The 12,959-nt window shown below is 71.7% G+C and carries 10 protein-coding genes; 7 read left to right on the top strand and 3 right to left on the bottom strand.

Annotation, left to right across the window (positions count from 1 at the left end; translation table 11 throughout):
• Window position 1: 1 nt before the first annotated feature.
• Window positions 2–802 carry an ABC transporter ATP-binding protein gene (locus AB0B76_RS11005; RefSeq protein ID WP_360372980.1) on the bottom strand — a complete coding sequence of 267 codons (801 nt, stop codon included), beginning with the start codon at window positions 800–802 and terminating at the stop codon, window positions 2–4.
• 132 nt (window positions 803–934) lie between these two features.
• Between AB0B76_RS11005 and AB0B76_RS11000 the strand changes: the two genes are divergently transcribed.
• A complete protein-coding gene (locus AB0B76_RS11000; RefSeq protein WP_360372977.1) occupies window positions 935–1,723 on the top strand; it encodes an SAM-dependent methyltransferase in 789 nt (262 codons plus the stop codon).
• Between the two features lie 7 nt (window positions 1,724–1,730).
• Here the strand turns inward: AB0B76_RS11000 and AB0B76_RS10995 are convergent, their stop codons facing one another.
• Entirely contained in the window at window positions 1,731–2,606 is an 876-nt protein-coding gene (locus AB0B76_RS10995) for a GH25 family lysozyme (RefSeq protein WP_360372974.1), read from the bottom strand.
• Between the two features lie 337 nt (window positions 2,607–2,943).
• On the opposite strand from AB0B76_RS10995, the gene AB0B76_RS10990 reads away from it, so the two are divergent.
• The 4 genes from AB0B76_RS10990 to AB0B76_RS10975 all read left to right on the top strand — a co-directional run bounded on the left by AB0B76_RS10990 (window position 2,944) and on the right by AB0B76_RS10975 (window position 10,569).
• Window positions 2,944–5,130 (top strand): sigma-70 family RNA polymerase sigma factor, encoded by a 2,187-nt coding sequence (locus AB0B76_RS10990; RefSeq protein WP_360372971.1) that lies wholly within the window; start codon window positions 2,944–2,946, stop codon window positions 5,128–5,130.
• A 143-nt stretch (window positions 5,131–5,273) separates the two neighbouring features.
• Complete coding sequence (locus AB0B76_RS10985) at window positions 5,274–6,755, top strand: pectinesterase family protein (RefSeq protein ID WP_360372968.1); 1,482 nt, start codon at window positions 5,274–5,276, stop codon at window positions 6,753–6,755.
• Complete coding sequence (locus AB0B76_RS10980; RefSeq protein WP_360372965.1) at window positions 6,752–8,227, top strand: RICIN domain-containing protein; 1,476 nt, start codon at window positions 6,752–6,754, stop codon at window positions 8,225–8,227. The genes AB0B76_RS10985 and AB0B76_RS10980 overlap by 4 nt, the downstream gene beginning before the upstream one ends.
• Before the next feature lie 2 nt (window positions 8,228–8,229).
• The gene (locus AB0B76_RS10975) at window positions 8,230–10,569 is read left to right on the top strand and encodes an RICIN domain-containing protein (protein WP_360372962.1); all 2,340 of its coding nucleotides are present in this window, start codon (window positions 8,230–8,232) and stop codon (window positions 10,567–10,569) included.
• Here the strand turns inward: AB0B76_RS10975 and AB0B76_RS10970 are convergent, their stop codons facing one another.
• Complete coding sequence (locus tag AB0B76_RS10970; RefSeq protein ID WP_360372959.1) at window positions 10,570–11,250, bottom strand: LysR substrate-binding domain-containing protein; 681 nt, start codon at window positions 11,248–11,250, stop codon at window positions 10,570–10,572.
• Between the two features lie 24 nt (window positions 11,251–11,274).
• Here AB0B76_RS10970 and AB0B76_RS10965 point away from each other — a divergent pair, with 24 nt between their 5' ends.
• Together AB0B76_RS10965 and AB0B76_RS10960 are read left to right on the top strand one after the other, a co-directional pair.
• Window positions 11,275–11,649 carry a DUF5997 family protein gene (locus tag AB0B76_RS10965; protein ID WP_360372956.1) on the top strand — a complete coding sequence of 125 codons (375 nt, stop codon included), beginning with the start codon at window positions 11,275–11,277 and terminating at the stop codon, window positions 11,647–11,649.
• Window positions 11,650–11,877: 228 nt separating this feature from the next.
• The gene (locus tag AB0B76_RS10960) at window positions 11,878–12,891 is read left to right on the top strand and encodes a hypothetical protein (RefSeq protein WP_360372953.1); all 1,014 of its coding nucleotides are present in this window, start codon (window positions 11,878–11,880) and stop codon (window positions 12,889–12,891) included.
• Window positions 12,892–12,959 lie beyond the last annotated feature (68 nt).

Below are 12,959 nucleotides of genomic sequence, written 5' to 3'. Positions count from 1 at the left end.
TTCAGCCCCCCAGCACCGCGGCGCCGCCGCGCGGGCCGGACGGCGCCGGGGCGCCGGTGCGGCGGTCGAGCGCCGCCAGCAGCGCCGCGATCCGCTCCACGCCCGGCTGCGGTACGTCGCGCACGATGCGGCCGTCGGCGAGGACGAGCACGCGGTCGGCGTACGAGGCGGCGACCGGGTCGTGCGTCACCATCACCACCGTCTGGCCGTGCTCGTCGACGATCCCGCGCAGCAGCGCCAGCACGTCGGCGGCCGTGTTCGTGTCCAGCGCGCCGGTCGGCTCGTCGCAGAAGACCACGTCGGGGCGGCTCGCCAGGGCGCGGGCGATCGCCACCCGCTGCTGCTGGCCGCCGGAGAGCTCGGCCGGCCGGTGGTGCAGCCGTTCGGCGAGGCCCACGCGGTCCACCACGTGCGCCAGCCACGCCGGGTCGGGCCGGGTGCCCGCCAGCCGCAGCGGCAGCTCGATGTTCTCGGCGACGCTCAGCGCGCCGATGAGGTTGAACGCCTGGAAGATGAAGCCGATCCGGCCGCGGCGCAGCTCGGTCAGCCGCGTCTCGGACAGCCGCGAGAGCTCGGTGTCGCCGATGAGGACGCGGCCCGACGTGGGCCGGTCCAGCCCGGCGGCGGTCTGCAGCAGGGTGCTCTTGCCCGAGCCGGACGGGCCCATCACCGCGGTGAAGGTGCCCCGCGCGAACACGGCGTCGACGCCGGTCAGGGCGTGCACCGCCTGTGGCCCGGCGCCGTAGGTGCGCGTGAGGCCCTCCACGCGTACCGCCGCGGCGGACGCTGTCATGACGGACATGGCTGATGCCCTTTCGTGTCGTCGAGGTACGGTGCGCGCACTGGAAACGCTATGGTTCGGTTCGGCGACGGGCGATGCAGCACACTGGCCAACCGCGGTACAGCAGGCACTACCACGACCCGAGGAGCATCGATGGCGGCCCCCTTCGACACCGAGCGTCCCCATCCGGCCCGGGTGTACGACTACCTGCTCGGCGGCAAGGACAACTTCGCCCCCGACCGCGCCGCGGCCCAGGCGGGCCTGCAGGTCAACCCGAACGCGGCCACGGCGCCGCTGCAGAACCGCGCCTTCCTGGCCCGCACGGTCCGCTTCCTCGCCGAGGCGGGCGTGCGGCAGTTCCTCGACGTCGGGACCGGGCTGCCGACCTCGCCGAACGTGCACGAGATCGCCCAGTCCATGGATCCTTCGGCCCGGATCGTGTACGTCGACAACGACCCCATCGTGCTGGCCCACGCCCGGGCCCTGCTGACCAGCACGCCCGAGGGCCGCACCGCGTACGTCGACTCGACCCTGCAGGACGTCGACGGCATCCTGCACGCGGCCGAGCTGCGCGACAACCTCGACCTGCGCGAGCCCGTGGCGCTGCTGCTGTTCGCGATCCTGCACTTCCTGCCGGACGACGACGAGCCCTACGCCATCGTCCACCGCCTCCTCGACGCCCTGCCCAGCGGCAGCTACCTGGTGCTGTCGCACATCACGGCCGACTTCGAGCCCGAGGAGTGGGGGCGCTTCGCGGCGATCATGCGCGCCCAGGGCATCACGACCCGCCTGCGCGACCGCGCCGAGGTCGCGCGCTTCTTCGACGGCCTCGAGCTCGTCGAGCCGGGCGTGGTCCCGATCCTGCAGTGGCGGCCGGACGCGGCGGCCCCGCTGACCGACGCCCAGGCCGCCCTCTACGGCGGAGTCGCCCGCAAGCCGTGACGCAGGGTCACGGAGGCCAGGCGAGCGCCCTCAGCCCGGCCGGGCCACCGTTGACGACGTCGCGGTCGTGGCTGTGGGCCTGGTCCGGGTCGCCCGGGGTGTACTGCCACAGCGCGAACGTGGTCCAGCCCGCCGGCAGCTTCGGCGGGCCCTTCGTGTAGTTGGCGATGTCCAGCGGATAGCCGGCGTACGAGGCGTCACTGCCCGTGCACGGGTTCCACCAGAACGTGTTCGTGTAGATCATCGGCTTGCGGCCGACCTCGCGCTCGATCCGGCCGATGAACGCGCCGATCCAGGCCCGCATCTCGGCCGGGCTCAGGTTGTAGCAGTCGCCCGTCTTGAGCCCGTCGTAGGGCCACTCGAGGTCGACGAACGGCACCAGGGTGCGCGCGTCGCGGGCGAAGCGGGCGTGGCGCAGGAAGTGCTCGGCCTGCCCGACGGGGTCGCCCTTGTCCGGGCGGGCGTACACGTAGGCGCCTACGTACCGGCCGGCCGCCCGGGCCGCGGTGTAGTCGGCGTTGAAGTGCGGGTTGACGTACGTCAGGCCCTCGGTCGCCTTCACGTAGACGAACTGGCTCCCGGCCGCCACCTCGGTCGGCCAGTGCACCGTGAACTTGCGGTGGTCGTGGCTGGAGATGTCGATGCCGCCGATGTCGAAGCCGACCGGCCGGTTCTTCTCGATCGCGGCGACCGCCTCGGGCGAGGGCGGCTCCGGCGGCGGGCCCGGCACCGGCGCCAGCGGCGGCGCGGACGCCACGCCCCAGATCGCGCCGGTCAGCACGAGCAGCACAAACGCGACCGAACGGCGTTCGTGAGGGGTGCGGGCCATGCGGGCGAGACGCCGGCGCACGACGCGCCACACCACCCTCCACCGCTCCGGCACTCGTCCAGTGTGCCGCGTCCGCGCCCGCCCGGCAGGTCGAGGAGCGCCGGGCGGGCCGCTGAAACGTTCAAGCGGCCCGCGGTGCGATCGCGGCCGGGTGCGGGGGCCGAGGCCGAGGTCACGGCACCCGTTCGTCACGGAAAGTGACAAGCGATAGACCCGGCACTGTGTAGATGCCGGGGTGATGAGAGCGATAACACCTTTCCGGCCATTCGTTTTCCCCTATGTTACGGCGCCTTTACACGCCTGATGGGGTGTGCCAACATACGGCTTCGCCAGGGTCGTCCGGGCGGTGCCTTCCGTGGGCGCCCGGGCCGCGGGTGGAAGGGAAGCAGCGGTGACGCAGGGTGAGACCGTGCCGGTCCAGGACACGACCTCGCTCGTGCGGTCGGCGCAGGGCGGCGACGAGCGCGCCCTCGACGAACTCATCGCCGCGCACCTGCCGCTCATCTACAACGTGATCGGGCGGGCCCTCAACCGGCACGCCGACGTCGACGACGTCGTCCAGGAGACGATGATCCAGGTCGTGCGCGGGCTGCCGGGGCTGCGCGAGCCGGCCCGGTTCCGCTCCTGGGTGGTCGCGATCGCCTACCGGCAGATCCAGATGCACCGCCGCGGCGCCACCCGGCGCCACCCGCCGGCGCGGGAGGTGCCGGAGGAGCTCGCCGACCCGGGCGGCGACTTCGAGGAGCGCAGCATCACCGGGCTCATGCTCACCGGGCAGCGCCGCGAGCTGGCCGAGGCGACGCGGTGGCTCGAGGACGACGACCGGCACCTGCTGGCCCTGTGGTGGCAGGAGGCGGCGGGGGAGCTGACCCGGTCCGAGCTCGCGGCCGCGATGGGGGTGCGCCCGACCCATGCCGCCGTGCGGGTCCAGCGGATGCGGGCCCAGCTCGACGCGGCCCGCGGGCTCGTGCGGGCGCTGCACGCCACGCCGCGCTGCCCGGACCTCGCCGAGGTGCTCAAGCCGTGGGACGGCGCCACCGACGCGCTGTGGCGCAAGCGGATCACCCGGCACGTGCGCGGCTGCCGCCGCTGCTCCCAGCTGTCCGGCGACCTGCTGGCCCCCGAGAAGCTGCTGCCGGGCATCGCCGCGCTGCCCCTGCCGGTGTTCGCGCTGGAGGGGTTCAAGGCCTTCGGCGCGCACGCGGCCGCCGGGGCCCACGCCGCGGCCGGCGCCCACGCCGCCGTCCACACCGGGGTGCTCACCCACCTGCAGCACGTCGTGCAGACCAAGGCGGCCGCCGTCGCCGCGGTCGTGCTCGTGGCCGGCGGCGGGCTCGCCTTCGCGGTCTACGAGACGCCGCTGACCGGCGACGAGCGCCCGCCCGGCGTCGCCGCGCCGCCGGCGACCGGGGGAGCGGTCGCCCCCGACCCGCCGGACCCCACGGGCTCCCTGGCGCCCGCCGGGCCGCCCGGGCCGACGGGCACCGCCGGCCCGACCGGAGCCGCGTACTTCGTCGCCCCCGACGGCAGCGACAACGGCGACGGCAGCATCGCGCACCCGTTCGCCACGATCAGCAAGGCCGCGGCCGCGGTGAAGCCCGGCCAGACGATCGCGCTGCGCGGCGGCACGTACAAGCCGACCGCGCCCATCGTGCTGGACACCAGCGGCGACGAGACCCACCGGATCACGTTGAGCAACTACGGCAACGAGCACCCCGTCATCGACGCGGCCCGGATCCCGGCGGACAAGTGGGCCATCACCCAGCACGGCAGCTACTGGACCGTGCAGGGGCTGGAGGTCAAGAACTCCGCCAGCCACGCCTACGTGTGCCTGTCGTGCAAGCAGAACCTGTTCGTGCGCCTGTCGATGCACGACAACGTCGAGTCGGGCCTGACCCTGCGCGGCGACGGCACGACCGGCAACCAGGTGCTCGACAGCGACTTCTACAACAACCACGACCCGGCCGGCCAGGGCCAGTCCGGCATCGGCATGGCCATCAAGTTCGGCTCCGGCGAGAACAACATCGTGCGCGGCTGCCGCGCGTTCGACAACGCCGACGACGGCTTCGACTTCGGCGACTTCGCCAGCCCGATCGACATCCAGCACAACTGGGCGTTCGGCAACGGCGTGAACCGCTGGAACGTCGCCGGCTGGAAGAGCAACGGCAACGGCTTCACCTTCGGCGGCGGCAGCCCGCCGGTCGCGGCGGGCCACAGCGTGCGGCACAACGCCGCCTGGGACAACATCCACAACGGCTTCGCCGACGGCAGCAACCCGGCCGAGCTGCAGCTGTCCAACAACACCGCGTTCCGCAACGGCGCCACCGGCTTCGGCGTGCCGACCACGCCGGCGACGCTGCGCTCCAACGTCGCCATCGGCAACGCCACCCCCGTCAGCATGGCCACGGGTGCGCACACGAGCCGCAACACGTGGGACGAGGGCACCTGGACCGCGTCGATGTTCCGCTCCACCGACGCGACCGCGGCGCAGGGCGCCCGGCGCGCGGACGGCACCCTGCCGGCCACGGACTTCCTGTCCACGGGCAACGGCATGGGCGCGTCGATGTCCGAGTCGTGAAACTTTCACCGGTACATCAGCACTTCCCACATTTGTCCCGAGTTTTCGTTATCGGCCGGTAGTCCTCGTCATCTACGGGAGTGGCCGGCGCGGCGCTCGTTCTCGCCTCGCGCCGAAGCCCCGCCCCCGAGGAGAGGACGACCATGTCTCCACCCCCTGTCGCCGGCGCCCGCCGGTGGCTCCGCCCCCGAACCATCGCCGCGGTCGCCGTCACGGCCGCGGTGCCCGCCGCCGTCCTGGCCGTGACCGCCTGGCCGTCCGAGGCGGCCACCGCCCCGGTCGGCGGCGGCGTCTACACCCTCGCCGCCGGCGCGTCCGGCAAGTGCGTCGACGTGACCGGCGCGTCGGCCGACAACAGCGCCCTGCTGGTGCAGGTGGCGTGCGACACGTCCGCCACGCACATGCAGTGGAAGGCCGTGGCGCAGGCGAACGGCCAGTTCAACCTGGCCAACGGCAACAGCGGCCGGTGCATCGACGTGCCGAGCGCGTCCACCACGTCCGGGACGCAGCTGCAGCAGTACGGCTGCGGCGACGGGACGAAGACGAACCAGCTGTGGACGTTCACCGCCTCGACCGCGGCGTCCGGGAAGTATCTGGTGAAGTCGGTCGCGACCGGACTGTGCATCAGTGACAAGGACGGCTCGACGGCGGGCAACAACCCGATCGTCGAGGAGACGTGTTCGGACATCTCCCGGATGCAGTTCTCGTTCAACTACGTCACCGGCGCCACGTCCGGCCCGACGACCGGCACGGGCACGAAGCCGACCGTCGCCGCCGACGGCTCGGGGACGTACAAGACGGTGCAGGCCGCGATCGACGCCGTGCCGGCCGACAACACCAGCCGGCGGGTCATCACCATCAAGGCCGGCACCTACCGCGAGATCGTGACCATCCCGGCCAACAAGCCGTACGTCACCCTGCAGGGCCTCGGCTCCGGCCCGGCCAGCACGGTCATCGTGAACAACCACAGCTCGGCCGGCGGCTACGGCACCTCGGGCAGCGCGACGGTGTTCGTCGAGGGCCACGACTTCGCGGCCACCAACCTCACCATGTCCAACGACTACGGCGAGGGCAGCCAGGCGGTCGCCGCCCGGCTGACCGGGGACCGCTCGGTCTACGACAATGTGCGGTTCCTGGGCAACCAGGACACGCTGTACATCTACAAGAACCGCTCGTACATCGTGAACTCCTACGTCGAGGGCACCGTCGACTTCATCTTCGGCGGCGGCACCGCGGTGTTCAACAAGAGCAGCATCTACGAGCGGCGCTCCTCCGGCGGCCCGATCACCGCCGCCAACACGGACGCCGGGCAGGCGTACGGCCTGCTCATCTACAAGTCGACGATCACCGGCGCGGCCACCGGCGTGACCCAGCTCGGCCGGCCGTGGGGGGCCGCCGCGCAGGTCGTGTACCGCGAGTCGAGCCTCAGCAACACCATGAGGACCGCGCAGCCGTGGACCGACATGTCCGACAACTCGTGGAAGAACGCGCGGTTCTTCGAGTACAGGAACACCGGCGCAGGCGCCGGGACGAACAGCAACCGGCCGCAGCTCAGCGACGCGCAGGCCGGCAACTACACCCCGCAGAGGTATCTCGCCGGCACGGATGGATGGAACCCGCTGTGAACAACCGCAGAAAGCTCGCTGTCGCCCTCGCGGCGGTCTCGGTACCGGTGACCGTGCTGACCGTCGCCGTCTGGCCCTCCGAGGCGGCCACCGCCCCGGTCGGCGGCGGCGTCTACACCCTCGCCGCCGGCGCGTCCGGCAAGTGCGTCGACGTGACCGGCGCGTCGGCCGACAACAGCGCCCTACTGGTGCAGGTGGCGTGCGACACGTCCGCCACGCACATGCAGTGGAAGGCGGTGGCGCAGGCGAACGGCCAGTTCAACCTCGCGAACGGCAACAGCGGCCGCTGCATCGACGTGCCCAGCTCGTCCACCACGTCCGGGACGCAGCTGCAGCAGTACGGCTGCGGCGACGGGACGAAGACCAACCAGCTGTGGACGTTCACGGCCTCCACCGCCGCGTCCGGGAAGTACCTGGTGAAGTCGGTCGCGTCGGGGTTGTGCATCAGTGACAAGGACGGTTCGACGGCGGGGAACAACCCCATCGTGGAGGAGACCTGCTCGGACATCTCCCGGATGCAGTTCTCGTTCAACTACGTCACCGGCGCGACCTCCGGGCCGACGACCGGCGGGGGCGGCGGCGGGCGGACCTGGTCCAACACCGCCGACGGCTTCGCGCAGGGCACCACGGGCGGCGCGGGCGGCACCACCGTCACCGTCACCACCTACGCGGACCTGCTCAAGTACGCCACGTCGAGCTCCGCGTACACCGTGCGCGTGAACGCCACGATCACGTACCCGACGTACGGCTACGAGATCCCGGTGACGTCGAACAAGACCATCATCGGCGTCGGCAAGAACGGCCGGATCAAGGCCGGCGGGTTCTTCCTCGGGGCCGGGGTGCACAACGTGATCATCCGGAACCTGACGATCGGGGACACCGCGGTCGCGTCGGACGATCCGGATGACAAGGACTTCGACTACGACGGCATTCAGATGGACACGGCCGATCACGTGTGGATCGACCACAACACGTTCACGAACATCAACGACGGGTACATCGACTCGCGCAAGGACACGTCGTACGTGACGGCGTCGTGGAACGTGCTGGGCAACCACAACAAGACGTTCGGGATCGGCTGGACCGAGAACGTGACGGCCCGGATGACGATCCACCACAACTGGTTCCACGACACGAACCAGCGCAACCCGAGCGCGGACAACCTGGCGTACGCGCATCTGTACAACAACTATCTGCAGAACATCTCCAGCTACGGCAACTACTCGCGCGGTTCGACCAAGATGGTGCTGGAGAACAGCTACTTCGACCACGTGAACAACCCGTACTACCCGGACAGCACCGCGCAGCTGAAGCAGTCCGGCTCAATCGTGGTGAACAGCAGCGGCAAGCAGCAGACGTCGGGCTCGGCGTTCGACCCGCACAGCTTCTACTCGTACACCCTCGACCCGGCGGCCGACGTGCCCAACCTGGTCAAGACGTACGCCGGCCCGCAGTCGAACATCGGGGTCTGAACATGAACCGTTGGAGAGTCGCCGGGATCGCCGCCGCGGTGGCGGTCCCGGGGGTCGTGCTCGCGGTGTCGATCTGGCCGTCCGAGGCGGCCACCGCGCCGGTGGGCAACGGGGTGTACACCCTCGCCGCCGGCGCGTCCGGCAAGTGCGTCGACGTCGTCGGGGCGTCGGCCGACAACAGCGCGCTGCTGGTGCAGGTGGCGTGCGACACGTCCGCCACGCACATGCAGTGGAAGGCGGTGGCGCAGGCGAACGGCCAGTTCAACCTCGCGAACGGCAACAGCGGCCGCTGCATCGACGTGCCGTCGGGGACGACGACGTCGGGGACGCAGCTGCAGCAGTACGGCTGCGGCGACGGGACGAAGACGAACCAGTTGTGGACGTTCACGGCCTCTACCGCGGCGTCCGGGAAGTACCTGGTGAAGTCGGTCGCGTCGGGGTTGTGCATCAGTGACAAGGACGGTTCGACGGCGGGGAACAACCCCATCGTGGAGGAGACCTGCTCGGACATCTCCCGGATGCAGTTCTCGTTCAACTACGTCTCCGGGGCCACGAGCGGCCCGACCACCGGCGCGCCGCCGGCCGGGACCGGCCGGCAGGCCGAGAAGCTCAACCGCGGCCTCGTCAGCGTCCGGTCCGGCAGCGGCAACTACGTCAGCTGGCGGCTGCTGGGCACCGACCCGGCCGGGGTGGCGTTCAACCTGTACCGGGCCGGGACCAAGGTGAACGCCAGCCCGATCACGAACTCCACCAACTACTACGACTCGGGCGCGGCCTCCGGCGCGGGCTACAGCGTGCGCCCCGTGGTGGGCGGCACCGAGCAGGCCGACTCCGAGCCGGCGTTCCCGGTGGGCAGCAACGGGTACTTCGACATCCCGATCTCGCCCCCGTCCGGCGGCACCACGCCCGACGGCGTCGCGTACACCTACACGGCCAACGACGCCTCCGTCGGCGACCTCGACGGCGACGGGCAGTACGAGGTCGTGCTCAAGTGGGACCCGACGAACTCGAAGGACAACTCGCAGTCCGGCTACACCGGCAACGTGTTCGTGGACGCCTACCGGCTGGGCGGGCAGCGGCTGTGGCGCATCGATCTGGGCCGCAACATCCGGGCCGGGGCGCACTACACGCAGTTCCAGGTGTACGACTACGACGGCGACGGCAAGGCCGAGATCGCGATGAAGACCGCCGACGCCACCAAGGACGGCGCCGGCACGGTCATCGGCAGCTCCTCGGCCGACTATCGCAACTCCTCCGGCTACGTGCTGTCCGGCCCGGAGTACCTCACGATGTTCAACGGCCAGACCGGTGCGGCGATGGCCACCGTCAACTACGACGTGCCCCGCGGGACCGTCTCCAGCTGGGGCGACTCGTACGGCAACCGCGTCGACCGGTTCCTGGCCGGCACCGCGTACCTCGACGGCCAGCGGCCCAGCCTGATCGAGTCGCGCGGGTACTACACCCGCACCGTCATCACCGCGTGGGACTGGCGCGGCGGCAAGCTCACCGAGCGCTGGAAGTTCGACTCCAACAGCGCCGGCAGCCAGTACACCGACCAGGGCAACCACCAGCTGTCCATCGCCGACGTGGATGCCGACGGCCGGGACGAGATCCTGTTCGGGGCCATGGCGATCAACGACAACGGTTCCGCGCTGTGGAACACCCAGCAGGGCCACGGCGACGCCATGGACGTCGGCGATCTCGACCCGAGCCACGCCGGCCTCGAGGTGTTCAAGGTCGACGAGAACACCTCGGCGAAGGCGGGCTGGATGGCCGACGCCAAGACCGGCGCGCTGCTGTGGTCGTGGCCGACCTGTGGCTGCGACAACGGCCGCGGCCGCTCCGACGACGTGTACGCCGGCAGCCCCGGCGCCGAGTCGTGGAGCACCGGCACCACCGGGCTGTACAACACCAAGGGCGTGCAGATCAGCACCCGGCGCCCGGGTGCGGTCAACTTCGTCGTCTGGTGGGACGCCGACCCGGTGCGGGAGCTGCTCGACGCCACGCACATCGACAAATACACGACCGGGGGCGACACCCGCCTGCTGACCGCGAGCGGCGTGCACTCCAACAACAGCACCAAGTCCACCCCGTCGCTGACCGCCGACCTGTTCGGGGACTGGCGCGAGGAGGTCATCTGGCCCACGTCGGACGACAAGGCGCTGCGCGTCTACGTGAGCACCGCCGTCACGGACCGGCGGCTCGTCACGCTCATGCACGACATCGAGTACCGCGAGGGCGTGGCGTGGCAGAACACGGCGTACAACCAGCCGCCGCACCCGAGCTTCTTCCTGGGTGACAGCATGAGTACGCCGGCCGCACCGAAGATCTACACTCCGTGATTACCGGGGCCGGCGGGCCGGTTTGCTGGCCGCCCTGCCCGCCGGCCCCTTCTTCGGCGTCGCCTTCGCGGCCCGCGCGGGCTTCGCATCCTCCGCGGACTGGCCGCGCGTGCTGTTCACGCTGCGCCCGCGCACGATGCCGATCATCTCCTCGACCAGCTCCGAGTGCCCGTCGATCGGCCAGGCCAGGGCCACGGACGAGCCCGGGGCGTCGGTGACCGGCTTGTACTTCACGTCCCGGCGGTGGTACAGGCGGGCGAGGGACTGCGGCACCACGAGCAGCCCGGCCTCGGCCGCGACCCACTCGACCGCCTCCGCCGTCGTCGCGGGCCGCTCGCCGGTTCCCGGTGTCTCCCATGCCAGCACATCGTCGAGCGGGCGCAGCAGCGGCTCGCCCAGCTCGAGCAGCTCGGCCATCGTCAGCTCGTCGGCGGCGTGCACGGCGTGGTCGCGGTGGGCGAGCACGACGCTCTGCTCGGAGTACAACGGAATCGCATGGTGCTTCGTCTTGTCGACGGGCAGCCGGAGCAGCGCGGCGTCGCCGGAGATCCCGAGCCCGGGCTCCGCCTCGGCGGCCTCGACGGGGACGAGTTCCAGCGGCGTCTCCGGCCGCCGCTGGGCCCAGGTGTCCCGCCAGCGGTCGATGACGACGCCGGGCACCACGAGCAGGCGAAAGGTCACGGGCGTTCACGCTACCCTTGCGCGGTGAGCAAGCCGAGACAGACCCAGACCATGAAGCCCGCGACCGCCGCGCAGAAGCTCGACGTGTACCTGCCGGCGACCCCGCAGGAGTTCCAGGAGGGCCTGGTGTCCCGCGACGAGCTCGACGAGCTGCAACGCAACCCGCCGCCGTGGCTGGTCGAGCTGCGCCGCGAGGGCCCGCACCCGCGCAGCGTGATCGCCGCGCGGCTGCGGGTGTCCAACAGCGGCCTGGCCCGCGGCGGGGTGACCGAGGCGCTGACCACGGCCGAGATCGCCGAGCTCAACGCGGCCCCGCCGGAGTGGCTGGTCCGCGAGCGGGAGTCGTACGCCGAGGTCCGCCGCGAGCAGCGCCGCCTGTCCGAGCGTGGGGACCGCTAGGCAGATCGGCCCCTCGAATTCCCGTTGCATCGTGGTGCTCCTCCGATGAGGTTCAGATCTCTGAGTAATGGAGGCACCACGCACGGTGTTGATGCGGCCGGTCGGTTATAGTTTCGGCGCGGCCGGGACTGGCGAGGGTGGGGCACCACCGGGGACCGGGCGCGCTGACGTCGGCCGCCGACCGCCTGGGCATCCGCGACGCACCCCGTCGCCCGCCCGGAGGCCCGCGTGCACCTGCGCTACGGCATGAACCCCCAGCAGATCCCCGCCGCCGTCACACCCCTGGACGCGCCGCCGTGCACGGTCCTGCACGGGCGGCCGTCGTACCTGAACCTGCTCGACGCCGTCACCGCCTGGCCGCTGGTGCGGGAGCTGGCGGCCGGCGGTACCGTCGCCGCCGCGTCCTTCAAGCACGTCTCACCGGCCGGGGCCGCCCTCGCCGGCCCGCTCGACCCGGTGACCGCCGCGCTGTTCGGCGTCGACCCCGCCGCCGACGCGGTGACCCGCGCCTACGCCCGGGCCCGCGACACCGACCCGAAGAGCTCCTACGGCGACGTGGTCGCGGTCTCCGCCCCGGTCACCGCCGGCCTCGCCGCGCTGCTGCGCACCGTGGTCAGCGACGGCATCATCGCCCCCGGCTACGAGCCCGGTGCCGTGGCCGTGCTGGCCGCGAAGAAGCGCGGGACGTACCTGGTGCTCGAGGCCGACCCGGCGTTCGTGCCGCCGCCGGAGGAGGTGCGCGAGCTCTACGGCCTGCGCTTCGTCCAGCGCCGCGACGACGCCCCGCTGCCCGGGGGTCTGACCCCGGACCTGCGCCTGGCGCTGGCCACGGCCCGCTACACCCAGTCGAACGCGGTCGTCCTGGCCCGCGGCGGCGCGACCCTGGGCGTGGCCGCGGGCCAGCAGTCGCGGGTCAACGGCATCCGCCTGGCCGGCGCGAAGGCCGAGCTGTGGCACCGCCGCCGCTTCGCCCCGGTCGAGCCGCTGCCATCGGCCCAGGAGCGCGTCACCGCCCACCTGGCTCGTGCGGCCACGCTGGATCCGCCGGTACCCCTGCAGGACGTCAGCCTCGCCTCGGACGGCGCCCTGCCGTTCGAGGACAACATCACCGAGGCGGCCCGCTACGGCGTGCGCCACATCGCCGAGCCCGGCGGCGCCGCCCGCTCAGCGCAGATCGCCGCGGCCGCCGAGCGCTACGGCATCACCGTGACCCACACCGGCCTGCGCCTCTTCCGCCACTGAAAGCCACGGGCGTCTGTCACGTCGAGTGGTGGGCTTCACCGGCGGGCTGGACGAGGGCAGTGCCTATC

The organism is Dactylosporangium sp. NPDC049140 (genome assembly GCF_040648435.1).
The sequence above is the reverse complement of the archived record's forward strand: the minus strand, read 5'-3'. Positions and strand labels throughout refer to the sequence as shown.

Excerpts from the sequence above, each read along its gene's own strand:
- AB0B76_RS11000 (WP_360372977.1), top strand. The coding sequence starts at position 935 with ATGGCGGCCCCCTTCGACACCGAGCGTCCCCATCCGGCCCGGGTGTAC.
- AB0B76_RS10985 (WP_360372968.1), top strand. The coding sequence starts at position 5,274 with ATGTCTCCACCCCCTGTCGCCGGCGCCCGCCGGTGGCTCCGCCCCCGA.
- AB0B76_RS11005 (WP_360372980.1), bottom strand. The coding sequence starts at position 802 with ATGTCCGTCATGACAGCGTCCGCCGCGGCGGTACGCGTGGAGGGCCTC.
- AB0B76_RS10975 (WP_360372962.1), top strand. The coding sequence starts at position 8,230 with ATGAACCGTTGGAGAGTCGCCGGGATCGCCGCCGCGGTGGCGGTCCCG.